Source organism: Actinomyces massiliensis 4401292, assembly GCF_000269805.1.
GTDB classification, from domain to species: Bacteria; Actinomycetota; Actinomycetes; order Actinomycetales; family Actinomycetaceae; genus Actinomyces; species Actinomyces massiliensis.
Window position 1 is genome coordinate 318,503 of record NZ_JH711483.1, and the last position, 24,313, is coordinate 342,815.

Sequence of the window (24,313 nt, forward strand, 5' to 3'; positions counted from 1 at the left end):
ATGGAACGACTCATCGGTGCGCGCCAGTCCTATGACTGGGGCTCGACGGCCGCCATTCCCGAGCTGCTGGGCGAGCGCTCCGACGGCCGCCCCTGGGCCGAGCAGTGGTACGGCTCCCACGCATCGGGTCCCACCGGCCTCATGGATCGCTCCGGCACCCTGGCCGACCTCATCGCTGCCGATCCGCAGCGACTGCTGGGGGAGGACGTCGTGAGGCGATTCGGCTCCCAGCTGCCCTTCCTGCTCAAGCTCATCGCGCCCGAGCAGGCGCTGTCGCTGCAGGTTCATCCCTCCATGGAGCAGGCGATCGAGGGGTACCGGCGTGAGAATGAGGCGGGCTTGGCGCTCGATGATCCCGACCGCTCGTACAAGGACGCCAACCACAAGCCGGAGATGGTGCTGGCTCTGACCCGCTACGACGCCGTTGCGGGCTTCCGCGCCCCTCGCCGGGCTGCCGAAGTACTGACTGGTCTCGATGCCGTGCTCGCCCACCGTATGCGGCGCACTCTGCGTCTGAATCCGACCCGATTCGGTATCCGTCAGGTCTTCTCCGAGCTCGTGTCTACCGGGACTCGTCCCACGTCCGCTGAGATCGATGAACTGGTCTGCGAGATCGTGGCGCGCCTCGAGCGGGGCGGCTCCCCGTCACGGCGCGCTGACGCCAATGCCGTGCTGATGGCCCGAACTTTCCCGGGCGACCCCGGAGTGGCGGCGGCGCTGCTGCTCAACCCCGTCACGCTTCAGCCGGGCGAGGCCCTTTTCGTGCCTGCGGGAAGCGTGCACGCCTACATCAGTGGACTCGGTGTGGAGATCATGGCCTCGTCCGACAATGTGCTGCGTGCGGGGCTGACGACCAAGCACGTCGATGTGCCCTCCATGCTCGCCTGCGTGGATTATGTGGCCGCTCCGCCGGTGCGCCCGGCGCCGGAGTACCTTTCTCGGGCCACCCGCGCCTACTACGCGCCCGTGGACGATTTCGAGCTTCTCGTGACCGAGGTCGTTCCCGCCGACGGCCGTGTGCAGGTTCCCGGGCGCGGGCCTCGGATCGCGCTGGCTGTCGAGGGGGCGACGACGATCACGACTCCCGCCGGTCAGGCGGAGCTCGAACGTGGGCAGGCCCTGTTCATCGGCGCCGACGAGCGGGTGCTGGCCGTCGAAGGGGATGGAGTCGTCGTCCAGGCGGATGTTCCCTAGATGTCCTTCTCTCGAGCTCTCGAGGTCTCGAGGTCCTGGGGGACGTGAACGCACCTGCGCGGCGCGAGTGCGGTGCCTCTCGACTGCTTACTGGATGTCCGCGATTCCTTCTTGGCGCGCTGCTGCGGAGACCAGGGCGGCGTCGGCGTCGGGGGATATCAGCACCGCTGTGAGTCCGGTCCGCCAGGCGGCCACCACGCCGCGCATCGCCTGCTCGACCGTCTCCTCTCTGATCAGCAGGGCGCGAGCGCCTGTCCCGAGCGCCTTCTCGACGGCATCGCTCTGGGCGGGAGCGACCAGTGCGTCCCGGCTCGTCGTGCGCAGTCCGTCCGTCTGAGAGACGATGAGGGCCGGCTCCGAGCCGTCCGTCGGAGCGGGTGGGAAGTGGTCGGCGAAGGGCATGACATCGGCGATCCCGTCGAGCGTCAGTGGCGGGAGAGGCGTCGGCCAGCGCGTTGCGAGCGATCCCATTGTCACAAGTACCTGAACGTCCGCTGAGGGAAACAACCAATGAATCCTGAATGCGACCGAGATGCTGGGGGGCTCAACTAGTAGGGTTTCTACAAATGGATCGCTGCTGTCGAGCAGGACTGGTGTGGCGCCGGCCAGCCAGGCGCCCGCGCACCACGTCACCGTTCGCCAGTGCGGAGTCATCCCCAGATGCACGTGAGCGCCGGGTTCTGCCTCGGCGGTGAGGAAACCAGCGCATTTGGCGTGCCACATGCTCAGAACGTGCCCGGTCAGCTCGATGCGCTCATCGGGCGAGTACCACGTCAGCCATGGGCGCGAAGAGTCGGCTGCGGAGGGCAGAACCCGGGCGAGCGCGTCGTTCATGAGGAGATTCAAGCAAAAAACGGGGGTGGTTCAAGCAGCCGCGCCACGGTCTCGCGCCGCTGTTCCGCAGGGCGTGGGGCGGGGGCGACGGTGGGGCCGGCGGGTGTCGCGAGGGGGAGGGAGGGTGGCCTGTGTCGGGTCTCTGTCGGGTCCAAGGCGGGGCTGTGCCGGAGCTGTGTCGAGCTCGGTCGGGCGTCAATCTCGAGGCTCTTCGAGGGGTGTGTAGAGGAACCCTCAAAATCCTGACTCCAAGGGTCCTGTTATCGTTCCGTTACATGGACTTTTCGTTGGAATGCCGCCGATGGTCACGATTGGGTGACATATCCCTCGCCAGCTTGACTCTCTTTGCTCACACCCGTGTAATTCATTCGTAGTTACCTGCCCCTGACCTGAAGGGAAGCCAACGTGTGGAACATTCTCGGCGAGGGTCCGCTCGCGCGTACCGACGAAGCCGACGACCAGACCCTGCTGTTCCTCTTCGGCGGTGACGAGGTTGACGAGGGTCCGCTCGCGTGGCAGGAGCGCGCTCTGTGTGCACAGACCGATCCCGAGGCGTTCTTCCCCGAGAAGGGGGGCTCGACGCGTGAGGCCAAGCGCGTGTGCGCCACCTGCGAGGTCCGCGAGGAGTGCCTCGAGTACGCACTGGCCAACGACGAGCGTTTCGGCATCTGGGGCGGTCTGTCTGAGCGGGAGCGTCGCAAGCTCAAGCGTCGCGCCGTATGAGTTTGGAGGGTCTCGGTGCCCCGCCTGCCCGCGCCGGCGGGGCTGAGGCGCTCGCAGTCGTCGTCACCGCTGGCGTCACTCCGTACCTGCGCCGAACCCTGAGAGCCCTCGCCCGTCAGACCGTCGCCCCGGAGGCTACGATCGTGGTGGACGTCGCCTCCCGTCACAACGGTCTGGGCGATGGCACTCCAGTCGAGGAGATCGTAGCCGCCTCGGCGCTCGGGGCGCGCACACGGGTCCGTGTTGTGCGCGTCCCCGACGCCAGAGGCTTCGGCGAGGCAGTACGCCGTGGTCTGGCCCTGTACGCCGAACTCACCGGACCCGCCGGGTCCAGCTCGCGAAGGCTCTCGCCCTCCTCCGGGAAGCGGCGGGACGCCGCCCGCTCGAACCGCCCGAAGCGCTCATACGACGAAGCCGGCTCCAAGAGCCGGGCCTCCGGCAGGACCGGTGGGCAGAATGGGCAGAACATGGGGGCCGAGGGCTGGCTGTGGCTGCTCCACGATGACGTCGCACCGGCGCCGGGCTGCCTCGAGGCTCTTCTCTCGGCGGTTGCGGAGGCGCGATCCGCCGCACTGGTCGGGCCCAAGCAAGTCGATTGGGACGATCCCGAGCAGCTCCTCGAGGTGGGGCTGCGCACCACCGCGTCTGCGCGCCGGTCCAATGACGTTGTGGCGGGCGAGATCGATCAGGGGCAGCACGACGACCGCTCCGATGTCCTGGCGGTCGGTACCGCCGGCGCCCTCGTCGATCGCGCCGTGTGGGATGAACTTGATGGCACCTCGCCGGAGTTCCCCGTCTTCAACGACGGTCTTGAGCTGTCACGAGCGATTCGACTGGCCGGGCACCGCGTCGTCGTCGTTCCGCAGGCCGTCATTCAGCACCGTCGCGCCAGCTACTTGGGGCTGCGCCCCTCTCAGAGAAGCACTTCCAGGCGCTCCGCCGTGGGAGAGCAGCCCTCGGCTCCGCAGGTGCACGCAGACGATCCCGACCCGGACCGCTCCTTCCGCGCGCGCCGCACCGCTCAGCTGACCGCTTGGGCGACTTTCTCCCACCGGCCCATCGCCCTGCTTCTGATCTGGTTCCTCGTCCTGGGAATCGTCCGTGCCGGGGCGCGATTGCTGACCAAATCCCCGCCCCTTGCCCGTGCCGAGCTGGGGGCCGCTCTGGCCGTCGCGAGCCGCGGTGGTGCCGTCAGGCGAGGTCGCAAGCGCTTGGCGGCCCACGCCACCGTGCGCCGCTCGGTCCTGACCCGTCTCTACGTCGATGCCTCCGACATTCGCTCGGTGCGCCGGGATCGCCTCCGCCAGGAGCGCGAACGCGTTGCGCGCGCCGCTGCTCCCAGCGAATTGGAGCTGCGCGAGCTCGCAGCGCTGGCCCGCCGCCGTCGCATCGTTCTGGCCGGCGTCCTGCTGGTGGCCGTCGTCGTAGCGGGAGTCGGTCTGAGCTCCCTGCTGGTCACCGGCACCGTCACGGGCGGCGCCACTGTCGGTCTGACTGCCACCGGGCGAAGCCTGTGGAGCGCCGCCTGGGCCACGTGGGCCGCTTCCGGCGACGGGTACACCGCCGTCGCCAATCCGCTTCTGGCACTGCTCGCCCTGCCCGTCGCCGTGGCGGGGCATGTCGGGCTCGATGGAGACGGCCTGGTCCGCCTGCTGTTTCTGGCGGCGGTGCCTCTGGCCGCTCTGGGAGCCTGGTTCGCCGCGGGAACCGCGACCCGGCGCACGAGCCTGCGCGCATGGGCGGCACTGACCTGGGCGCTGGCCCCCGCTCTCCTGCTGGCCATCGGTCAGGGCCGGCTCACCGCCGTGCTGGTCCATCTCACTCTGCCCTGGGCATTGACCGCGCTCGCACGCGCGGTCGGAGCCGATCGTCGTGACGTCGTGCTCTCAGGCATGGTCGATGCGCACCACGCGACTGAGACGGAGAAGGCGGACCTCGACCGCTTCGCCTCGGAGCGCATCGAGGACCTCGCCGCGCTCGCCGATGACGGCGCCGACAGCGCCGACGGCACAGACGGCACAGACGATGCCGGTGCCGTTGATGGTGCCGGCCCCGCTTCTGACACCCGCGCGGATGGTGATTCGCGCGGCTCGACTAACTCGGATGACTCGGACGACTCGGGCGAGCCTGGAGACGAGGCGTCGAACGCCGCGGCGGTCCCGCGCGAGCGCGCTATCGCGCTGGCCCGGATCGTTGAGGACAACGATGCCGAGTTCGGCGCTGCTGCCTCCCCGGACGATGAGGTCGATGAGCGGGCATCTGAGACTGCTGACGGATCCGAGGCGGCTGACAGCTCCTCGGTCACGCCGGGAGATGACTCCCATGGCTCCCATGACTCCAGCGACTCGAATGACGGTGATGGTGAGGGCACTACTGCGGCGACCGAGAGCTATGGCCCCGGCTCGCCGACAGCCGCTGCGGTGGCCGGGATATTCCTGACTCTCATCGTCGCCGCCGCACCGAGCACAGCAGCAGTTGTGGTCGGCTGCCTGCTCGTTCTCATGGTGATGGTGCGCCGGTCGGCTCTGCGGCTCGTCCTGACCCTTCTGCCCGTGGTCGCCACTGCGGCGCCGGCATGGTGGCGGGCCGCGCGTCTGGCCTCGACGGAAGGCCCCACGGCCGGGCTGCGTTATCTGCTCGCCGACGCCGGCGGGCCCGTGGCGGTTCCGGCGCCCTCGGCCATCGACACCCTCCTGGGCATGCCCGTGGACATCACCGCGCTCATTGCCAACCCGACCCTCGTGCTGGTTTCCAAGGCGATGCTGGCGATCCTGCCCGTCACCGCGCTGTGCGGGCTGCTCGCCACGGGGCGGCGCGGGCACCGCGCCAGGGCCGGCGCGCTCGGCGCCCTGGGCGGCCTCGGCCTTGCGCTTCTCGCTGTGCGCGCGACCACCGCTATCGGCACCCTGCCCGATGGGACCGGATCGGTGACCGTGACCGGATGGGCGGGAACGGGCATCACACTGCTCACCGCCGGGCTGCTCGCGGCCGGCCTGGCCGGCGCTGACGGCATCCGTGCCGGCCTCGTCCGGCATGACACCCATGAAGCCGTATGGCGTCGCTTCGTCCTGACCGCGGTCACCCTCGTCGGGCTCGTCGTCCCGCTGGCCGTCGGTGCCGGCTGGGCGTGGACCGCGCACACATCCACGGGCCTCGGCGCTGACGCCACTGTCATGGCTCTGCAGCCGGGCGTCCAACGGGTGCCCGTCATCGCGAAGGAGATTCAGCGCTCGGCCAGCGCCGGTCGCGTGCTCGCCCTGTCCTCCACCCCTGAGGGGCTGGCCGTGCGCACATGGCGTGGAGCGGGTACTCAACTGACGGATGTCGTTCCCGACGTCCTGGCACCGCAGCTTCGCAGCCGTCTTCCCGAGGCCGCCGGCGACGCGGACCCGTCGGCGGCGACCAGTCCCGCTCCTGCCGGAAAGACGCTGAGCCTGGAACCCACCGATCCCGCCGACGTCGAGTTGGCCGACATCGTCACCCGTGCCACCGCGGGGCAGGATGAGCATGCCGCCGACGACTTGGCCGCCCATGGCATCGCCGTCGTCCTGCTGGCCGATGCTCCCGGGGACGAGGCCACCGCGTTGGCCCGTGCCGGCCTGGAATCCACCCCTGGGCTCGATCAGCTCACCCGGACTGCTGCGGGCACCTCCTGGCGCGTCGGCCCGAGCGGGGCCACCGAGGCCGCCCGCGCCACTCTGGTGGACGCCGATGGCACCGCCACCACTCTGGCCACCTCCGCGGACGCCGGTACGGTGGTGACTGCAGACGTCCCCGCCGCCACCGATGGGCAGAGTCGTACCGTCGTTCTGGCCGAGCGCGCCGATGCGGGATGGACCGCGAAACTGAATGACTCGCCTCTCGACCCGATCGACGTTCAGGACGCCACCGGCAGCTGGCGGCAGGCCTTCTCCATGCCGCCGGGCGGAGGGGAGCTGGTCGTCTCCCATCAATCCACTGCCGGTACCGTTGCGGCCCGCCTCATCTGGGCGGCCTGGGCCATCACGGTGCTCGCCGCCCTGCCTCTGCGACGCAGGAGGACCATCGCATGACCCGCACGACCCGCACAGTGTCCTCCACCTCCACCGATCAGTCCGTACCCGTTGCGCCCCCCGATCGATCCCCGCGATGGCGCAGGCTGCTCGGGCGCGCCGTCGCCCTGATCGTCTCCACCGTCCTGGCGGTCAGCATGGCCGGCCTGACCTGGGCGGGCGGCCGCCTCCCCGCGAACCAGAGCATCCCAGTGACCGCCGCGGACGTTCCCGCGCCGGCCGGAGAGGCCGTCTACAACTGCCACGCCGCCCCCAACAACACTCTGGGTGCGGTGTCCGTCGGCAAGACGACCTCCACCACGACACTGACCAGTCTTGATGAGCGGTCCTCCCTGGCCTACAAGGGGGAGTCGTTGACCAAGCCGGTGACCTCCCTGACCGAGGCCACCGGCGGAATGCTGACCGTCGACCCGAATGGCGAGAAGCCCATCGGCGCCGTGGGCGTGACGACCACGCTGAGCGCCGACGGCGACCTGCGCGGACTCGCCGCGGCCCCCTGCACGCCTCCCGAGGCCATCTCCTGGATCGTGGGCGGATCGACCGCGCTCGGCTCCTCGGCGGAGCTGCGCCTGACCAATCCCGGAACCACCTCCGTGACGGCCACCGTTCACCTCTACGGCTCCGTTGGGGAGATCTCCCTGCCCTCGGACGGCCAGGTGGTCGTGCCCCCGGGCAAGACCATGGGGGTCCTCCTGGAGGCGGCAGGCACGGATCCGCGCCTGGCGCTGAGTCTTGAGGCGGTGGGTGGCACGCTCGTGCCCGCGCTGGTCACCGAGTCCCTTGACGGCGAAACCGCTGCGGGTACCGAGGTCCTGACCGGGGGAGCAGCGCCCGCCACGGATCTGACCATTCCCGGTGTCGCCTTGGTCGATGCGGCAGATCAGGGCGAGACTGCTCCCGATGCCGCTGCCGGAGCGCCCGACTCCTCGGACGCGCCGTCCGTGCGCCTCGTCAATCCCGGCAGTGAGACCGCGACCGTCTCGATCTCGATGATCGGTTCGGATGGCGAGCAGAGTCTGCCGGGTGCGGATTCGGTGGCAGTGGATCCGGGCGCGGTGTTCGATGTATCCCTCAGCGGTGTGCCCGCAGGGGAGTACGGCGTGCGCGTCAGCTCTGATTCGCCGGTGGCGGCCGGCGTCCGACTCGTTCGCAGTGCCGGGGAGTATCCCGAGCGCTCAGGCGCCCTGCTTCACGACGTCGCCTGGTTGCAGGCGGCGACGCCCGCCGCCGGCGAGGCCGGTTCCATCGCCCTGCCCCGCGGAGAGGGACTGACCAGCAGCCTGGTGCTCACCAACTCCGGGCAGAAGCCCGCCGCCGTGACCCTGGCCTCCGCCGACGGCGCCTGGACGCAGGAGGTGGACGTGCCCGCCGGCAGCACCGTAACGCCGGAGGTGCCGGCCGAGGTCGCAGCGCTGACGATCGCCGGTTCCGCCTCTCAGGAGGTCACCGCGGCGGCGGTGGTGACCGCGAAGGTCAGTGGGAACGCCGCCGGCACCCTCATCGCGGCCGTGCCTGCCGTGGCCGACTCGACGGCCCTGGCCGAGAGTCATCTGCTCCTGCACTGAGAAGATCAACCGGATCAACCGGATCGTCGAAGGGCGGAGAGGCGAGGCGGGCATTCCCGGCCGTTCGTCTAGGCTGAAGTCGTGCCTCGTTCCTCTCACCGCGCCCCGGTTCCCGTGCCCGCCTCCGCCCGCCGCCGGGACCGTCACGGGCGCGGCCTGCGTGGTCCGCTCGTGCCCCCGCACCTGCCGGCGTGGCGTACGCGCGCCGAGCGCTTCGACGAGCTCGTCGTCTCCACCGCTGATGACCTCGCTCGTCACTGGCCGCAGGTCGGTTCCATCCAGTTCGCCGTCGAGGAGGTGCCGCCCTCCGACCCCGCTCCATGGGAGCACGGCGTCGTTCTCGGCCGGGGCTTCGCCGCGCGGCCGCGCGCCGGCCTCTCCTCCCGTATCGTCATCTATCGTCGTCCCGTGGCCTCTCGGGCCCAAGGCGATGACGAGCTCACCGAGCTCGTGCGCCGTGTCGTCGTCGAGCAGGTGGCGCTCATGCTGGGGCGCAGCCCCGAGGAGATCGACCCGGAGGCGTGAGGCGTGCCCCACGACATGACTGCTGGGACGCAATCGCGTGCGTCAGGTGCCTCGGTCGGGGCTTGTCGCGATAGCCTGCGCACGTGAGAAGAGTCCGACGCTGCCGCAGGCCCGGTTGCGAGAATCCCGCCGTCGCCACCCTGACGAGCGTCTACGCGGACTCCACGATCGTGCTGGGCCCTCTGGCCACCGAGGCGCAGCCCGAGGCCTACGACCTGTGCGCCAAGCATGTGGAGTCCTTCACCGCCCCGCGCGGCTGGCAGGTGATACGCCTGGCCACCGAATTCGAGCCCGCTCCGCCATCGGACGACGACCTCACCGCCCTGGCCGACGCCGTGCGCGAGGCCTCGCGCGCTCCGCGGCCCCGGCCCCAGCCGGCCGAGCACGCCGGACGGCCTGGCGGCATCCTGCCCGCCTCCCTCACGCGGGACCCCGATGCTGCCCTGCCTGATCATCTCACCGGCCTGGGCGACGGCGAGATCATGCGGCGCGGTCATCTACGCGTTCTGCGCGGCGAGAAGGAGGACTGACTCATGGCCTTCTCCACGGTCGCCGATCCTGGCCCGAGCGATATCCAGCCCTGGGTGCGGCAGATCCTGCGCTGCCCCGCCACCGGCGGCGCTCTCGACGACGGCGTGGGTCCTGATGGCGCTCCCTGCCTGGAATCTCCGAGCGGAGCCCTGAGCTATCCCGTGCGCGATGGCGTGCCCGTCCTGCTGATCCACGAGGCGACGGCACTCGAGCGCCCCTCGTATCCGCCCCGCGACGAGTAGCGAGTAGCAGGCATCGGATGCCCGGTTGGCTCGGTCAACTCGGTCGGGCGCTGTCAACCCAGCCAACCCGGTCGGGGCGGTCCGCCGGCAGGTGCCCTAGTACAGCCCTGCTTCAGCCTCATCGTGATCGGCTCGCCTGTCGCGCAGCTCGAGCATGTACTCACGATCCCTGCGTTCGGCCAGCACGGCGGCCAGGAAGCGCTCCGGATGCGTTCCCTCCGGTGCCGGCGGCGCCACATAGGGCTCGACCGCTGCGGCCAGCTGCACGCTCAGCCGCGCTCGAGGCGCGGGCTGCATGGCCGAGCCGCGTTGCAGGAAGGTCCGCGCAACCAGCGCGAGATTGCCGGGCAGAGCGCGCAGATCGGCCTGCGACGCCCACCCCGCCAGCTCCGGAGGCATCAGGACCGGGGGAGCGGTCTGGATGGCCGACCGTTCATGGACCACATAGGTTCCGGCCAGCAGGTCTCCCAGCCGCTTGCCGCGGCGCGTCACTATGCACGTCAGGCTGGCCAACACGCCGTACGCCAGCCAGATCTCGATCGTCGCCAGCAGGGTGCGCACGAGGGCGTGCCGGAACCGTATTGATCCGCCGTCGTCGCGCACCACCCGTGTGCCGGTGACGAGCCGCCCAGCCGATTGCCCGCGAGAGAGGACTTCGATCGTCAAGGGCAGCAGCAGCATCCAGAACAACAGGGTGAGCGAGAACAGGACAATCACGATCGCCTCCGAGGAAGGGGACAGGCTGACCTCGCTCCAACTGAGCAGGCTCATGACGAGTCCGCCGGCGTACAGGGAGTAGTCGATGAGGCCGGACAGAATGCGCAGACCGGCCGAGGCGGCACGCACCTCGAGAGCGACGGCCTCGCCCGTGATCACCACTTCAGGCACCATCATCCGCTCGGATGAGGCCAGGGTCTCATTGCTCATGTCAGACTCCTTCCGTGGATATCGACGCATATGCGGCCGCGCATCGCGACCAGTGGGACCGGTTGGACGAGCTCACCCGGCGGCGCCGACTCACCGGCGCCCAGGCCGATGAGCTCGTGAGCCTCTACCGGGCCTCCGCGGGGCATCTCTCGCGCATTCGGACCGGTGCCCCGGACCCCGAGCTCATCGTCGAGGTCTCGGCCCGTGTGGCCGCCGCCCGCGGCCGAATCACCGGCACCAGGGAGACGCGCATGAGCGACCTGATCCGTTTCTGGCTCCGGTCGGCTCCGGCTGCGCTGTACCGGGTGCGCTGGTGGACGGTGGGCGTGATGATCGCGGAGATCGCCATCGCCGTGATCATCGCCGTATGGACCCTGCGCAGCCCTGAAGCGATGAGTGCCGTGGGCACGCCACAGGAGCGGGACGACTACGCCCGCTCCATGTTCGAGTCCTATTACACCCGCTATGAGCCGAGCGACTTCGCCGTCCAGGTGTGGACGAACAATGCGCGCATCGCCGCTGTATGCGTTGCGAGCGGCATCACGGGGATTCTGCCCGCCTACATGCTGTTCATCAATGCATTCAGCGTCGGCAAGGCCGCCGCCATCATGGCCGACCACGACGCACTGGGACTGTTCTTCGCGCTCATCACCCCCCACGGCCTGCTGGAGCTGACCTGCATCTTCATCGCCGGCGGTGCGGGGCTGCGACTGTTCTGGACTCTGCTCGCTCCCGGCCCCAGGTCCCGCGGGGCGGCGCTGGCCGCCGAAGGCCGGGCTCTGATCACAGTGGCGGTGACGCTGACGGCGGCACTCGCCGTCGCGGGCCTCATCGAGGCGTTCGTGACGCCGGCTCAGATCCCATGGTCGATCAAACTCGTGGTGGGAGTGCTTGCCGTCACCGTCCTGTGGGCCTACACCCTCGTGCTGGGGCGACGGGCCGTCCTGGCCGGGCAGACCGGTGACCTGGTTGAGGAGGAGGCGGGCGCCGGTCTTGCTGAGACTGGCTGAACGGGTGGCTGTGTGAGTGATCGGGCGGCGGGATGAGCGCCTTCCGCGCAGGTCCGGGCTGGGGCCGCGAGCATGCGCGCCCATTACAGGCGCCCCGAGGCCTTGAGCGACAGATAGGTGTCCGCCAGCGCCGGGGCCAGAGCGCCGGGCTCGGCCTCGACCACCTCGATCCCGTAACGGCGCAGGCGTCGACGCACACGATCGAGTTCAACGATGTCGCGTTCGGCGGCCGCCGCCATGTACACGCTCTCGCCATCCGCACGGTCGGCCCGCAGCTCGGCGAGCCCGGGATCTGTCGGGGAGGCGAGAACCACCACATGGTCTCGCGCCACGGTGCTCAGCGCGCGGGTCATCGGCGACGTGCCGCCCGACCCGTCCAGAGCGGTGAGCACGATGACGAGCGCGCGCTGCGACAGGATCCTGTGCACCGTGGAGGCCAGGAGCGTCCAATCCGTCTCCACCAACTCGGCGTCAAGCGGCGCCAGGGTGTCAGCCAGAGCGCTCATGAGCGCAGGCCCCGATTGCCCCCGCACCTGCGCGCGCACGGCGACATCGAGGGCGACGATGTCCACTCGGTCCCCGGCGCGTGAGGCCAGGGCCGCCATCAGCAGACAGGCCTCGATGTGGGAGTCCAGGCGCGGAGCGTCGCCCAGGCGGGCGGCGGCCATGCGGCCGGTGTCCACCACGATCAGCACACGTCGGTCCCGTTCAGGCCGCCAGGTGCGCACGACGACCTCGCCCCGCCGCGCCGTGGACCTCCAGTCGATCGAGCGGACATCGTCACCGACGACGTATTCCCGTAGGGAGTCGAACTCCGTTCCCGCTCCACGGGTCATCACGGCACTGCGGCCATCCATCTCGCGCAGGCGCGCGAACCGGGAGGACAGGTGGCGGCGCGAGGCGAACTCGGGCAGCACCCTCAGCCGAGCCGGCGCCAGCAGTGAGGCCTGACGGCCGGCCAGTCCCAGGGGACCTGTGGAACGCACGGTGACGAGGTCGGCCTGACGGTCGCCGCGGCGCGTCGGGGTCAGCACTGTACGGGTGCGTCGGCGCTCACCCGCCGGAATCGACAGGGAGGCCCGCTCATGGCCGGCCCCGGCCGACGGGGGCCACGCGTCGCGGATCTGTGCCGTCATGCGCCGGCGTCCAGTGTTGGCCACCGTGAGGGTGGAAGTCGTGGAGTCTCCCAGGCGCACGGAGCGCTTGACAGAGCGCTGCACGCGCAGGCTGCGCGGCGAGGGCGCGGCGATCACGTCGCCCACGACGAGGAGCGCCACGGCGATGGCGCATCCGGCGACGGTCAGGGGGCGGGGCACGGCGATTACCAGCAGGCAGCATGCTGTCAGCAGCCAGACGGTGCGCATTGTGAGATACACGCTTCCTCCTCTCGTGTGTATTCCCTGGTGGTCGATTGGTGGTCGATGTAGGCCGATGGACCGGGGCAGCGCCGTCAGTACCGTCAGCTCAGCGCTGTCAGCGCTCGTCAGGGCCGTCAGTGCTATCAACGGGGCACGGGGACCGTCCGCAGGACTCCGTTGATGACGGACTCGGTCGTCACGCCCTCCATCTCCGCTTCGGCGTGCAGTTGGATGCGGTGCCGCAGGGCGGGCAGTGCGAGCGCCTTGACGTCGTCGGGGGTCACGAAGCTGCGTCCCGACAACCAGGCCCATGCCCGCGCGGTGGCGAGCAATGCGGTGGCGCCGCGGGGCGAGACTCCCAGCGATACCGATGGCGATACACGTGTGGCCCGCACCAGGTCCACGATGTAGGCCAGGACCTCCGCAGAGGCTCCGATCGTGCGCACCTGGGCGCGCGCCATCGCCAGGTCGTCGGGATCGGCCACGGGATGCAGGCCCGCGCCCGCCAGATCGCGCGGATCGAAGCCGGTCGCATGCCGCGAGAGCACTTCGATCTCCTGGGCGCGCTCCGGCAGGGGCAGGACCAGCTTGAGCAGGAATCGGTCGAGCTGCGCTTCGGGCAGCGGGTAGGTGCCCTCGTACTCCACTGGGTTCTGGGTGGCGATGACCATGAAGGGGTCGGGCAGAGAGCGCGGCTCACCGTCGATCGAGACCTGATGCTCCTCCATGGCCTCCAGGAGAGCCGCCTGCGTCTTGGGGGGCGTGCGGTTGATCTCGTCGGCCAGAAGCAGGTTGGTGAATACCGGCCCCTCGCGGAATGAGAAGGCGCTGGAACGCGCGTCGTAGATCAGGGATCCGGTCACGTCGCCCGGCATGAGATCGGGGGTGAACTGAATCCGCTTGGTGTCCGCATCCATGGCCTGGGCCAGGGAGCGCACGAGCAGTGTCTTGGCGACGCCCGGCACCCCCTCGAGCAGGACGTGTCCTCCGGCGAGCATGGTGATGACCAGCCCCGTGACCGCCGCCTCTTGGCCGATGACGGCCTTGGCGACCTCGGAGCGAACGGCGACGAGGCGGTCGCGCGGGTCTGTGCCCTCAGGGCCCTCAGGGCACTCAGTGCGATCAGGGCGACCTGGGCTTTCAGGGGCGGGGCCCTTGAAGCCCTCGGCCGCGACCGGCGTCGAGCCTGAGGCGGCCTCGGCAGGGGTGGTGGGAGTGCTCATCGTGAAAGAACCTCGCTCTCGAGTCGGTCGAGCTGGACGGCCAGGTCCGCGAGGGCCCGGTCGTTGGATGGAATGGGGCCGCGCAGGATCTTGTCGACGGTCCTCTGCGGCCACCCGGTTGCCTGGGCCGCGGTACGGGCGACAGCGGCGCGCTCGGTGCCGGGAGGCAGACCGAGCTTGCGAACCAGGCGCAACGCGGTGGCGGCGCGCAGGGACTCGGCGGCGCGATCGCGATCCTTTGCGCGGCGGTACAGGCGCCCGCGCCCTCGCGTCGTCTCAGTCGCGCGCACGACGACGGGCAGGCGCTCCACGACGATCCTGCCGAAGCGCCGTCCCCTGACCACGGCCAGTGCGCAGATGATGACACCGCCCTGCAGCAGCAGGACCGGCATCCAGCGCGGCATCGACACGGTGTCCCACACTGTTGGGGCCTGCTGCTGAGAGGCGTCGAACCACACCACGTGCTCATGGTGTCCGAGTGCGCGCACGGCGAGGGAGGCGTGGCCCGCCTCGGCCAGGCGCGAGTTGGTGACGGTCGTGGCGTCGGCGATGACGCGCAGCGTACCGCCGCCTCTGGTGGTGGTGACCGCGTAGGCGGCGTAGGCGGGGCCGTCCTCCGAGTCCTCCTGCGCGACCGGGAAGCAGCCGATGACACCGGCTTCTTCACCGCCGGTATCACCGTTGATCTGCACCGAGCCGCGCGAGCCGGCCATGGATGCCGCTGCGGCCGCATCCGCATCAGGGCACTGGGGCGACAAAGTGGTGTCGTTAGACGCCGATCGGCCTGAGGTGGTCAGCTCATCCGGGTCGGTCAGACCGCTCAGATCCTGATAAAGGGCGCCGACGACAACGATGTCGGCGCCGGTGCGGGCAAGGTCCTCGCGCTCGTGATCGCTCAGCTCTCCGGCATTGACCAGCGCTATGGTCGTGCTCGACCCTCCCGATTCTGCTGCATCGGCGGCCGCCTCGGATGAACGAACGGCCTCGACCGAGACGCCCTCGTCGCGCAGGAGCCGGGCGAGTGCCCGCGTTCCGTCCTGTCTGGGGTTGTCGATCGCGAATGGGTCCTTGGAGGGCTTCGGGCTGATCAGGGTACCGATGACCGTGACGATCAGGAGCGCTCCCAGCGCCAGGATGAAGGGTCGCCATCGTCGCAGCCTGGCGGTCAGGGGCTCGCCGACCACCTGGCCGCGGCCCGCGCCTCGTTCATTGCGGGAGTGCGCCGAGGCCGCCGGGGCAGTCGGGGCCGTCATGACGGGCCTCCCCGCGACCATGCCGGGTCTGATGCGAGTGCGTGCTCGGGAGTCAGTTGCGCGCGTTGGACTGCTTCGGCGAGCCGGCGCATCCAGGCATCCTGCTCCGAGGTGGAGACGACCTCGCCGTAGCGCACGGAGTCGAAGAGAGCACCGGCCCGGTGGAGCTCGTCGGCGTGTTTGATCACTGAGGCGGCGGCGATGGTCGCCGCCTCGTGGGCGGTCATCCCCGGATAGTCCTCAAGGGCGCCCCTCTCGTCCAAAGAGCGGATGATCGCTCGGAAGCGCTCGACGACCGCGGTGGCCCAGTCCCTCTGGGCGGCTGCCTCGTTCGCGGCCCTGGTCAGTGCGGTCGAGTCGCGGTCGTCATCGGCGAACAGGCTGCGGTCCGTGCGGGCGCGCCGTACTCGGGTGATGCGCGCGAGCATGAGGACCAGAACGGTCACGAGGATGAGCGCCACGACGAGCACGATAAGAGTTGACAGCCAACCGGGCACGCCGGGAACGGCGCTACTGGGATCGAAGTGCTCGAGGAGCCATCGCCACAGCCGCGACCACAGGTCCTCCTGTACCTGATAATCCTGACGCGCCAGTTCGCGCTCGGCGGCCTCGCGCGCCTGGGAGGCATCGGGCGTGGCGGGGACGTCGGCGCCCGACGCCATGCCGCTCACGCCCTGTGGCGGAGAAGCGAGGCGAAGCGGAAGCGGCGAAGCGGTGGTCATGCTGCGCAATGCGGTGATTCGAGACCCGGCCGGTGTCAGACGCCGGCGGCCTGGCGCAGCTCGACGTCCAGGCCCTCCTTGCGCATGCGCAGGTCGATGTAGGTCAGCGCAGTGACGGCGGCGCTGAAAGGCAGGATCGCCGCTTGCAGGACGGAGTTGAGGAAGTTGGCCCCGGCCATGATGGCGGCGTATGCATCCGCGTTCTCCTGGGCGGCCACTAGTCCGCCGGCCGCCCCCAGGATGCTCGAGACAATCCCGGTCAGGGCGGAGGTGATGAGCGCGGCGATCAGCAGGATGCCGACCACCCGCCAGAAGCTGCCCTTGGTCAGCTGCCATGACCGGCGCATGCCCTCCCATACGCCCACGTTCTCCAGGATGAGAGCGGCGCTTGAGAAGCTCAGACGGATCGTGAAGTAGAAGGCGGCGATGGACAGGAGGAGAGCGAGGATGAAGACGACCAGGAGGATGCCGATAATGCTCGCGATCTCGGTGCCCGAGGGCGAGGAGGCGTTGAACAACGAGAAGGTGGCGCCCACGAAGAAGACCAGCATGAGTGTGATCGTGGCGAAGGTGATCATTCCGATGAGCAGGGACTGGCCGATGAGCGGCCAGATACGAGAGCGGACCTTCTCCCAGAGCTCGCCCGGCGTGGCGACGCGTCCGAGTACAGCGCGCGAAACCGCCACGATGAGCAGACCGGTCAGAATGATCGAGACCAGGGCCACCAGCAGGGAGAGCCCCACGCTCGGCAGAACTGTGGCGCTGGTGGCCCGGAAGAGGGCCGGCATGTTTTCTTCCAGCCGGTCTGAAGGCGCACTGTCGGAGGTCGGAAGCGCCTCCAGGGCGTAGAACTGGGCGCGCGCCGCTACGAACATCACGAACGACGAGATGATCCCGAGGATGCTCATCACGATGAGCGAGGGCAGGAACATGGCGCGCGGATTGGCGCGCAGCGCATCGAAAGCCCCGCTGATGATCTCCATGACGCCCAGGGGCCTCAGCGGGATGACCCCCGGTTTGGGCGCGAGGGAGAAGGCTTGCGGAGCAAAGCCCGGCCCCGTCGTCCCGAAGGCGGAGGCCCGGCCGGCGTACTGGCCGGATCCATCCCGGCTCGCGACAGCCGGTGGAATCTCCGCCGATGCTTGCTCCGCACTATTGGCCGGGGGCTCGCCCTCCGACTTCTGGGAGTAGTAGTCGGAGGGCGGTTGCCACGACTGCTCCTGAGGCTCGTCAGTCTCATTGGTCATGGTCCCACTGTGACACGTCGTCGAGGCGTTCTCCTCCGTCCCGAGGAGGATATGGCACCCCGAACGGGGGGGGGAGAGAGGCGGCGCGGCGCCGGGGAGCGCGCACGGACCTGTGGGGACCCGCGGGATTCTGCGGGAGTCTGCGGGAGTTTGCGGGAGTCGAGAGGCGGCGGGAGAAGGCCGTGAGACGATCACGGAGAACGCTCAGAGTTAATGCAGGGTACTAGGAGGCATAACAAAGGGAACACGAAGCAGTTGCGAAGGCGGCACGAAGACATCACGGAGTTGTCACGAGGGCGGCGTTTAGCTGAAATACTTGGGCGACACGTGCTCGACGCCTTGACGACAATGTCTCGTCGGGCTCGTCTTCGTGTCAAGATACGTTCTATGAGCACCCGCATCCTGGTCGTCGATGACGACACGGCCCTGTCAGAGATGATCGGCATCATGCTCACAGCCGAAGGCTACGAACCTTCGTACTGCGCCGACGGGGCTACCACCATCGACGTCTTCCACAAATCCGATCCCGATCTTGTTCTCCTCGACCTCATGCTTCCCGGCGTCGACGGCGTGGAGATATGCCGACACATCCGCGAAGAGTCGGATGTCCCCGTCATCATGCTCACAGCGCGAACCGACACTCAGGATGTCGTCGCAGGGCTGGAGGCCGGGGCCGACGACTACGTCACCAAGCCCTTCAAGTCCAAGGAGCTGCTGGCCCGCGTGCGCACTCGGCTGCGCCGCACGTCCGACAACGGCGGCGCCGAGCATGTCCGCGCCGGCGATCTCGACATCGACGTCGCAGGACACCAGGTCCGCCGCGGAGACATCGAGATCGGCCTGACGCCCCTCGAATTCGACCTGCTGGTCACACTCGCGCGCACTCCCTGGAAGGTCTTCACCCGCGAGGAGCTCCTCGAACAGGTGTGGGGCTATCAGCACGCCGCTGACACCAGGCTTGTCAACGTGCACGTTCAGCGACTGCGCGCCAAGATCGAGCACGACCCCGAGCATCCGGCGATCGTGGTGACTGTCCGCGGCGTGGGCTACCGCGCTGGAGACCCCGCCTGATCCGGCCGCCCGCATTCGGCTCGTGACCTTCTCACGCCGGCCCGCTCGCGCGAGCTCCCCCGAAGCGCCCCGCAAGGATCCGGGGGGCGGGCCGACGCCGGTGAGCAGCCCCGGTCTGCGCCGACGCGACGGCTTCATGCCGTCGCTGTCGGCCATCCGGCGCAGTCTGGCGACCCGGATGGCGATGTTCGCCATGGTCGGCGGCATCGTTCTCATCGTCATCATTCTGGTGGTCGTCACGGCCCGGATCCGCGATGACATCTTCGCGGACCGTCGTGACGTCATCCTCACCGACGCCCGTCTGCGGGTGGCCACCGTTCAGGCGGCCTTCGACACCTCCGGGGCGACGACGGCCGATCAAGTGGCCGCCGTCGCCCAGGCGCAGATCTCCTCGGTGGGCCAGTCCTTCGCCGGGGCGGGCGGTGTCGGCGTCGTCCTGAAGCGGAGTGGCACCGAGACGACGGCCAATGTCATCAATGATCTGACGACCGATTCCAAACTCGACCATCTGGTCACCGAGGATCTGACCACCGCCATCGCGGACAGCGCCAGCGAGCCCAGGCAGTACTGGAAGTCGATCAGTGTCGATTCCGGCAACGGGTCGAGTCCGGGACTCATCGTCGGGCAGAGGGTCTCGCTGCCGCTGGCGGGCGAGTACGACCTGTTCCTGATCTACACCCTGGCCCCGGAGCAGAACGTGATCGAGCTGGCCTCCCGGGCGGTGGTGATTGCGGGATCGGGGTTCCTGCTCATGCTCATCCTGGGGATCTGGGCACTGACCTGGCGGGTCCTGATTCCCATCCGGCGCACCTCCCTGGCCTCCCAGCGGTTGGCCGGCGGCCGCCTGAGCGAGCGCCTGCCGGTCCATGGAGAGGATGAGATCGCCACGCTGTCGCGCTCCTTCAACGAGATGGCGGCCTCCCTGGAGGCCCAGATCGAGGCCTGGGAGAAACTGTCGAAGATCGAGAGGCTGTTCGTCTCCGACGTCTCCCACGAGCTGCGAACCCCCCTGGCCTCAATCCGCCTGGCCAGCGAGCAGATCTGGGAGGCCCGCGATGAGATCGAGGATCCTTTCGCGGCGCGCAGCCTCGAGATCCTCATGCGGGAGATCGATCGATTCGAATCCATGCTCACCGACCTGCTGGAGATCTCGCGCATCGACTCCGGGCGCGTGCAGCTGCGCGCCGAAGACGCCGATATCGCCGCACTGACGCTGGGCGTGCTGGACCTGGTCGCCGTGCACATCGAGGCCAAGGGCTCGCAGGTCGTGCTCGATACGCCGCCCGAACCGGTGATCGCCGAGGTCGACTCCACGCGCATCGAGCGGATTCTGCGCAATCTCATCGTCAATGCGATCGAGCACGCGGAGGGTTCTCGCATCGACGTCACCATCGCCAAGTCGGACGATGCGGTGGCTGTGCGGGTCCGCGATCACGGAATCGGCATGAGTCCCGATGTCGTCAAGCAGGTCTTCGACCGCTTCTACCGTGCCGATCCCTCTCGCAAGCGGACCCTGGGCGGGACGGGGCTCGGACTGTCGATCGCCCTGGAGGACGCCGCCCTGCACGGCGGCACGATCATCGCCTGGGGCTGGCCCCAGGAAGGCGCTTCCTTCCTCCTGACCCTGCCTCGGCATCTGGGCCCGGATGCAGGGCCCGGTAGCTTCACCGAGCCCGGGCCCCTCGGCGTCGTCCCGGATGACGCCCCCGCCGTCGCCCGTGTGGCCCTGCGCCGTGAGCCGGAGCCGAAACCCGCCACAGCGCCGGCACCCGTCGTGGCTCCGGCACCGGCGTCCCGCCGCGCCGCCGATCGAGCGCAGGAGGACCCGGCACTGGTTGAATCCGAGCTGCCGATCATGCCTCCCGTGCCCACGACCCGTTCCAGCACCTACCCCAGGGCCCGTACCCCCGAGGACGTCGACAGGCGGGCGGATCCAGGTGAGCCGCGATGAGGCACGACGAGAATGCTCGGGACGGGCGGGCGGCAGCCCGCGACGGCGCCCTCATCCGTGACAGTGACAGGCTCGACGGGCACCGTGCCCCTCATCCCCCTCGCAACCGTCATGACGCCGTCGTGTCGCGACGCGCTGTGCTAGCGCTCTCTGCGCTGACCGCCGGCGGTGGGGCGGCCGCGCTCACCGCCTGCGCCGACCTGCCGACCAGCGGCGAGGTCACGTCCTCCGATGCGGTCTCCTCCCGCAGCGGGCAGCTCGTGCAGACAGCCGCTCGTCCGCGCGATGGTGCCGGGCCGGAGGAGATCGTCTCCGGGTTCCTGAGGGCCTGCATCGCTGGGTTCTCCGACGACTTTGCCACCGCCCGCGTCTTCCTGCATCGGGTCGCCGCCGATGCCTGGGACCCCGCCGCGGTCGTCCGCGCCTACGCCGGGTCCACGGCGCCCGTGGTGGAGCGCGATGAGTCGGGGGCCGTCCGGGTCGCGGTGGAACTCGTCGGCTCCATCGACACGGCTGGGATCCTGACCTCCGGCTCATCCGCCGAGGCCGGCGGCACGAACGGCTACACGGCGTCCTATTCCCTGGCCACTGATGGTCTGGGCCAGTGGCGGATCGTCGATCTGCCCTCCGGGGTACTGCTTCCGGCAGGGAGCCTGTCAACCAACTTCGTAGCCACGAGCCTGTACTTCCTGACCCCTGACCGCACCCGTTTCGTGCCCGACCTGCGGTGGCTGCCACGACAGGATCTAGCCGCCTCCGCAGTCGCGGCGCTGCTGGACGGGCCGACGGATTGGCTCGCAGCGGGGGCCTCGTCGGCGCTGTCCGGAGGTGTCGAACTGGCGGCCGACGGCGTCACGCTCGAGGGCGAGACGGCCACTGTGACCCTCGGCGGGGCCGCGACGAGCCTGAGCGAGCAGGATCGCTCTCTTGCGGTGGCGCAGCTGGACGCCACGCTGACTCGCATCGAGGGCATCGCCTCGATCGTCGTCATGGCCGGACAGGAGCCGATGGGTGAACCCGCCCCGCTCCAGGAGCCGGACGCCGATGTCGGTGCGGTCGTCGGTTTGAACGGCGGCGCCGTTGTTCAGGGAACCAGCTCGACCCGCAAGACCCTGGCAACGGCCCAGGCGCTGGGCACCGCCCAGGCCCGCCACCCGGCACTCGGCCCTGATGGGGCCGTTTACGTCCTCAATGCGTCGAGCCTGCTGCGCCTGCGGGCGGGGGAGGGCGCTGCCAGCGTCATCGCCTCGGTCGGAGAGGCCGATGCGGGTGCGGGAGGCCTGCTGCCTCCGGTGGTGGACCGCTATGGCTGGGTGTGGACTGCTGCCGATGGCGTGCTGACCTCCGTGGGCAGCCTGGGGCAGCGCGCGCAGCTGGGCGCGCGTTGGCTGGAGGGACGCGAGGTGACGGCGGTGGATCTGGCCGCCGAGTCAGCCAGGGTCGCATTGCGCCACCGGAGCAAGGGCGATGGCGGTGACGAGCGCGTGAGTGTGGCGGCCGTCGTGCGCGCTGAGGACGGCACGCCCAGTGGGCTCGGAGAGCCGCTGCCGCTGCCGCTGGCCTCGGACTCGGGGGTCACGGGGTTGGCATGGTGCGATCCCGTCAGCGTGGTGGTGCTGGCGCCCGGGGAGGCCGGTCAGGGGACCTTCGATGTCCGGTACGTGCAGGTCGGTGGGGTCAAGACGAGCGTCGCCGGTGCTCAGGGGGCGAAGGGGCTCGTCGCCGACCGCATCAGTGGGGCGGCGCTGCTGGCGGACGATCAGGGGCAGGTCTGGCAGCGCAAGGGCGCCACCTGGAGGGTGCTGACCACGGAGATCTCCGACTTGTCCTACCCCTTGCCCTGATTGCGCGCTCGTCGAGATCGGTCGATTTCCGGCTCGAGATCGGTCCGATTCCGCGTCGAGATCGGTCGAAGCCGCATGGGAACCGCTTCGCGCGAATCCGTCCGCACAACAAGCACCGGGGTCGGCTCGCGAGCCGACCCCGGTTGTGTCATGAGCGCTGCTGCGGAGCGCGGTTACAGGACCTGGGCGTCCAGGCGGATGACTCCATATGTCCAGCCGTGACGGTGGTAGACGGCGCACGGCTGCTTGGACGACCTCTCGATGAAGAGGTAGAAGGGGTGACCGACGAGCTCCATCTGGTAGAGCGCTTCATCGACCGTCATCGGTACGGCTTGGTGGAGCTTCTGACGAACGATGACGGGGGAGTCTCCCAACTGCGACTCGACGGCGACGCCCGGCTCGGTCGGAGCCGTTGGGGAGTCCTCGATCGGCGCGTCCCCGGTGTCGGGGACGACGATGGTCTCCTCGACGGGATGGATCTCCTGATCCTTGGCGACCTCGACCGTGTAGCGGCGGTGATCCTTCTTGCGGTCGCGTGCGCGGCGCAGACGCTCGGTCAACTTGCCCATGGCGATGTCGAAGGCGGCGAAGCGGTCGGAGGAACTGGCCTCGGCCCGGATGATCGGGCCTTTCGAGATGACGGTGATCTCGGCGCGCTCAGCAGTATCGGCCTGGCGCGGGTTGCGCTCGTGGGTGACCTCGACCTCGACGCGCTGGACGCGCGGGTCGAGCTGCTCGACCTTGGCGGCCTTCTCCTCGACGTAGTCCCGCAAACGCGAACTGATCTCAGCGTTGCGGCCGACGACGGTGATGTCCATGGTGAACCTTTCTGGGTCCTGATGATCCTGCAGGGGGATCGGGCGTTGGAGAGCACCCGTCGCACCGTGCGGCGGGCTCTGGACGGTCGCTCACCACCTCCTGAGTGCCAACCCGCCGGCCGGGCGGGACGCCGCGCAGTCGCCTGCGCTGCGGCTCGTGCATCCTCGTGCTTCTGTGCACGGTGATACATAAATTACACCATAATTACACCATACTTACGCCGTTCGGCGCGGGACGGATGCCGCCGATCCGCACTGATCGCCCGACGCTGAAACCGGGCCGCCCGGCACGACCGGGTGCTGCTTCCGGGCGGGCGATGGCGCAGCGGCCACGGCGAGCGCACCGATGACTCGTGCGCCCGCGTCGTGCAGGGCGCGGGCGCAGCCTCCCAGGGTCGCGCCGGTGGTGACGACGTCGTCGACCAGGAGGACCGCAAGGCCCGTGACCGGTGCCAGGACTCGTGGCGGACGTGTGCGGTTGGCCCGTCGCTGACGCGCGGTGCGTCCGGTCTGGTGCGCGCCGCCGGCGAACCGGGGCCGGCGCAGCAGGTCCGCGCTGAGGACCTCCAGAGAGCGGTCCGAATCGCGGGCCTCCTCCCGGGCTTCCGACCACCCGACCGCCGCGCCCCGGGCAACGGCGTCGGCGAATGCGGCGGCCACCAGCCGGCCGCGGATGCGGCGGGCCCATCCCGAGGGGGCCGGGACGACGAGCAGGGGCCCGGAGCCGATGGCGGCGCGCGTCTTGTCGCTCGAGGAGCGCGCCCACAGGCGACCGGCGCGGATGCCGAGCTCCTCCATGGAGGCCGCAAGGTCTTCGCGGGCGCCGTTCTTCCATCCCAGCACCATGCGCCGCACCGGCCCGGCATAGGCGGCCATGGCCATGACGTCCAGGGCGCCGGCGGCATCGGCGTGCTCGACGACCGTGGGCTCCCCGGCGAGCAGGTCCCGGCAGTCCGAGCACAGCGCGACATCCCAGCGCCCGCAGCCGGCGCAGGACACCGGCAGCATGAGTCGGACCGCTTCACTCAGGCGGCGCGTCCCGCCGGATGCGGTCGGTATCAGAGGCGCCAGGACTGCGGGGGCCGTACGAGGCGCGCCGCCGGAGGGCGGTGGTGGAGGATGCATGACTCCACAGTCCCACGAGCGCGAGTCCGGGCCGGGCGCCTGTCCACACTTCCCCGACCGGGGATGCCGGGAACGGACCCTGTGCACATGGCTCTTCA

Annotated in this window: 20 protein-coding genes; 11 read left to right on the forward strand and 9 right to left on the reverse strand. The window is 69.6% G+C overall.

What is annotated here, in order from left to right; all coding sequences use genetic code 11:
- Positions 1-1,194 (forward strand): mannose-6-phosphate isomerase, class I, encoded by a 1,194-nt coding sequence (manA, locus tag W5W_RS0113085; protein WP_017195715.1) that lies wholly within the window; start codon positions 1-3, stop codon positions 1,192-1,194.
- An 87-nt stretch (positions 1,195-1,281) separates the two neighbouring features.
- Here manA and W5W_RS0113090 read toward each other — a convergent pair whose 3' ends face one another.
- Positions 1,282-2,028 (reverse strand): TIGR03089 family protein, encoded by a 747-nt coding sequence (locus W5W_RS0113090; protein WP_017195716.1) that lies wholly within the window; start codon positions 2,026-2,028, stop codon positions 1,282-1,284.
- Positions 2,029-2,493: 465 nt separating this feature from the next.
- Here W5W_RS0113090 and W5W_RS0113095 point away from each other — a divergent pair, with 465 nt between their 5' ends.
- The 6 genes from W5W_RS0113095 to W5W_RS0113120 all read left to right on the forward strand — a co-directional run bounded on the left by W5W_RS0113095 (position 2,494) and on the right by W5W_RS0113120 (position 9,666).
- A complete protein-coding gene (locus W5W_RS0113095; RefSeq protein ID WP_193760097.1) occupies positions 2,494-2,751 on the forward strand; it encodes a WhiB family transcriptional regulator in 258 nt (85 codons plus the stop codon).
- Positions 2,748-6,803: a glycosyltransferase gene (locus W5W_RS0113100; RefSeq protein WP_017195717.1), complete on the forward strand. Its 4,056-nt coding sequence runs from the start codon at positions 2,748-2,750 to the stop codon at positions 6,801-6,803. Before W5W_RS0113095 ends, W5W_RS0113100 begins: the two co-directional genes overlap by 4 nt.
- Positions 6,800-8,368 (forward strand): DUF5719 family protein, encoded by a 1,569-nt coding sequence (locus tag W5W_RS0113105; RefSeq protein WP_017195718.1) that lies wholly within the window; start codon positions 6,800-6,802, stop codon positions 8,366-8,368. The genes W5W_RS0113100 and W5W_RS0113105 overlap by 4 nt, the downstream gene beginning before the upstream one ends.
- A gap of 81 nt (positions 8,369-8,449) precedes the next feature.
- Positions 8,450-8,893, forward strand: a complete 444-nt coding sequence (locus W5W_RS0113110) for a metallopeptidase family protein (RefSeq protein ID WP_017195719.1) — start codon at positions 8,450-8,452, stop codon at positions 8,891-8,893.
- Between the two features lie 83 nt (positions 8,894-8,976).
- A complete protein-coding gene (locus W5W_RS0113115; RefSeq protein WP_008731979.1) occupies positions 8,977-9,423 on the forward strand; it encodes a DUF3499 domain-containing protein in 447 nt (148 codons plus the stop codon).
- 3 nt (positions 9,424-9,426) lie between these two features.
- Positions 9,427-9,666, forward strand: a complete 240-nt coding sequence (locus W5W_RS0113120; RefSeq protein WP_017195720.1) for a Trm112 family protein — start codon at positions 9,427-9,429, stop codon at positions 9,664-9,666.
- A 96-nt stretch (positions 9,667-9,762) separates the two neighbouring features.
- Here the strand turns inward: W5W_RS0113120 and W5W_RS0113125 are convergent, their stop codons facing one another.
- Positions 9,763-10,593, reverse strand: coding sequence for an RDD family protein (locus W5W_RS0113125; RefSeq protein ID WP_017195721.1), 831 nt, complete (start codon positions 10,591-10,593; stop codon positions 9,763-9,765).
- A 14-nt stretch (positions 10,594-10,607) separates the two neighbouring features.
- On the opposite strand from W5W_RS0113125, the gene W5W_RS0113130 reads away from it, so the two are divergent.
- Positions 10,608-11,603, forward strand: a complete 996-nt coding sequence (locus W5W_RS0113130) for a stage II sporulation protein M (protein WP_017195722.1) — start codon at positions 10,608-10,610, stop codon at positions 11,601-11,603.
- 83 nt (positions 11,604-11,686) lie between these two features.
- Here W5W_RS0113130 and W5W_RS0113135 read toward each other — a convergent pair whose 3' ends face one another.
- From W5W_RS0113135 to W5W_RS0113155, 5 genes are all read right to left on the reverse strand, one after another.
- Positions 11,687-12,979, reverse strand: a complete 1,293-nt coding sequence (locus tag W5W_RS0113135) for a DUF58 domain-containing protein (RefSeq protein ID WP_029574325.1) — start codon at positions 12,977-12,979, stop codon at positions 11,687-11,689.
- 125 nt (positions 12,980-13,104) lie between these two features.
- Entirely contained in the window at positions 13,105-14,184 is a 1,080-nt protein-coding gene (locus W5W_RS0113140; protein ID WP_008731998.1) for an AAA family ATPase, read from the reverse strand.
- Positions 14,181-15,437 (reverse strand): DUF4350 domain-containing protein, encoded by a 1,257-nt coding sequence (locus tag W5W_RS0113145; protein ID WP_008731974.1) that lies wholly within the window; start codon positions 15,435-15,437, stop codon positions 14,181-14,183. Before W5W_RS0113145 ends, W5W_RS0113140 begins: the two co-directional genes overlap by 4 nt.
- Complete coding sequence (locus tag W5W_RS0113150) at positions 15,434-16,159, reverse strand: DUF4129 domain-containing protein (RefSeq protein ID WP_008731978.1); 726 nt, start codon at positions 16,157-16,159, stop codon at positions 15,434-15,436. Before W5W_RS0113150 ends, W5W_RS0113145 begins: the two co-directional genes overlap by 4 nt.
- Before the next feature lie 35 nt (positions 16,160-16,194).
- Positions 16,195-17,406 (reverse strand): glycerophosphoryl diester phosphodiesterase membrane domain-containing protein, encoded by a 1,212-nt coding sequence (locus W5W_RS0113155; RefSeq protein WP_017195726.1) that lies wholly within the window; start codon positions 17,404-17,406, stop codon positions 16,195-16,197.
- Positions 17,407-17,793: 387 nt separating this feature from the next.
- Here W5W_RS0113155 and mtrA point away from each other — a divergent pair, with 387 nt between their 5' ends.
- The 3 genes from mtrA to W5W_RS0113170 all read left to right on the forward strand — a co-directional run bounded on the left by mtrA (position 17,794) and on the right by W5W_RS0113170 (position 22,272).
- Entirely contained in the window at positions 17,794-18,477 is a 684-nt protein-coding gene (gene mtrA, locus W5W_RS0113160; RefSeq protein ID WP_017195727.1) for an MtrAB system response regulator MtrA, read from the forward strand.
- A 100-nt stretch (positions 18,478-18,577) separates the two neighbouring features.
- Complete coding sequence (gene mtrB / locus W5W_RS0113165; protein WP_017195728.1) at positions 18,578-20,428, forward strand: MtrAB system histidine kinase MtrB; 1,851 nt, start codon at positions 18,578-18,580, stop codon at positions 20,426-20,428.
- A complete protein-coding gene (locus tag W5W_RS0113170) occupies positions 20,425-22,272 on the forward strand; it encodes an LpqB family beta-propeller domain-containing protein (protein ID WP_017195729.1) in 1,848 nt (615 codons plus the stop codon). Before mtrB ends, W5W_RS0113170 begins: the two co-directional genes overlap by 4 nt.
- A gap of 173 nt (positions 22,273-22,445) precedes the next feature.
- On the opposite strand, the gene hpf is transcribed toward W5W_RS0113170, so the two are convergent.
- A complete protein-coding gene (gene hpf / locus W5W_RS0113175; protein ID WP_017195730.1) occupies positions 22,446-23,090 on the reverse strand; it encodes a ribosome hibernation-promoting factor, HPF/YfiA family in 645 nt (214 codons plus the stop codon).
- Positions 23,091-23,306: 216 nt separating this feature from the next.
- Positions 23,307-24,215 (reverse strand): ComF family protein, encoded by a 909-nt coding sequence (locus W5W_RS15060; protein WP_081486253.1) that lies wholly within the window; start codon positions 24,213-24,215, stop codon positions 23,307-23,309.
- Positions 24,216-24,313 lie beyond the last annotated feature (98 nt).

Excerpts from the sequence above, each read along its gene's own strand:
- manA (WP_017195715.1), top strand. The coding sequence starts at position 1 with ATGGAACGACTCATCGGTGCGCGCCAGTCCTATGACTGGGGCTCGACG.
- W5W_RS0113090 (WP_017195716.1), bottom strand. The coding sequence starts at position 2,028 with ATGAACGACGCGCTCGCCCGGGTTCTGCCCTCCGCAGCCGACTCTTCG.
- W5W_RS0113100 (WP_017195717.1), top strand. The coding sequence starts at position 2,748 with ATGAGTTTGGAGGGTCTCGGTGCCCCGCCTGCCCGCGCCGGCGGGGCT.
- W5W_RS0113105 (WP_017195718.1), top strand. The coding sequence starts at position 6,800 with ATGACCCGCACGACCCGCACAGTGTCCTCCACCTCCACCGATCAGTCC.
- W5W_RS0113120 (WP_017195720.1), top strand. The coding sequence starts at position 9,427 with ATGGCCTTCTCCACGGTCGCCGATCCTGGCCCGAGCGATATCCAGCCC.
- W5W_RS0113125 (WP_017195721.1), bottom strand. The coding sequence starts at position 10,593 with ATGAGCAATGAGACCCTGGCCTCATCCGAGCGGATGATGGTGCCTGAA.
- W5W_RS0113140 (WP_008731998.1), bottom strand. The coding sequence starts at position 14,184 with ATGAGCACTCCCACCACCCCTGCCGAGGCCGCCTCAGGCTCGACGCCG.
- W5W_RS0113145 (WP_008731974.1), bottom strand. The coding sequence starts at position 15,437 with ATGACGGCCCCGACTGCCCCGGCGGCCTCGGCGCACTCCCGCAATGAA.
- W5W_RS0113150 (WP_008731978.1), bottom strand. The coding sequence starts at position 16,159 with ATGACCACCGCTTCGCCGCTTCCGCTTCGCCTCGCTTCTCCGCCACAG.
- W5W_RS0113155 (WP_017195726.1), bottom strand. The coding sequence starts at position 17,406 with ATGACCAATGAGACTGACGAGCCTCAGGAGCAGTCGTGGCAACCGCCC.
- mtrA (WP_017195727.1), top strand. The coding sequence starts at position 17,794 with ATGAGCACCCGCATCCTGGTCGTCGATGACGACACGGCCCTGTCAGAG.
- W5W_RS0113170 (WP_017195729.1), top strand. The coding sequence starts at position 20,425 with ATGAGGCACGACGAGAATGCTCGGGACGGGCGGGCGGCAGCCCGCGAC.
- hpf (WP_017195730.1), bottom strand. The coding sequence starts at position 23,090 with ATGGACATCACCGTCGTCGGCCGCAACGCTGAGATCAGTTCGCGTTTG.
- W5W_RS15060 (WP_081486253.1), bottom strand. The coding sequence starts at position 24,215 with ATGCATCCTCCACCACCGCCCTCCGGCGGCGCGCCTCGTACGGCCCCC.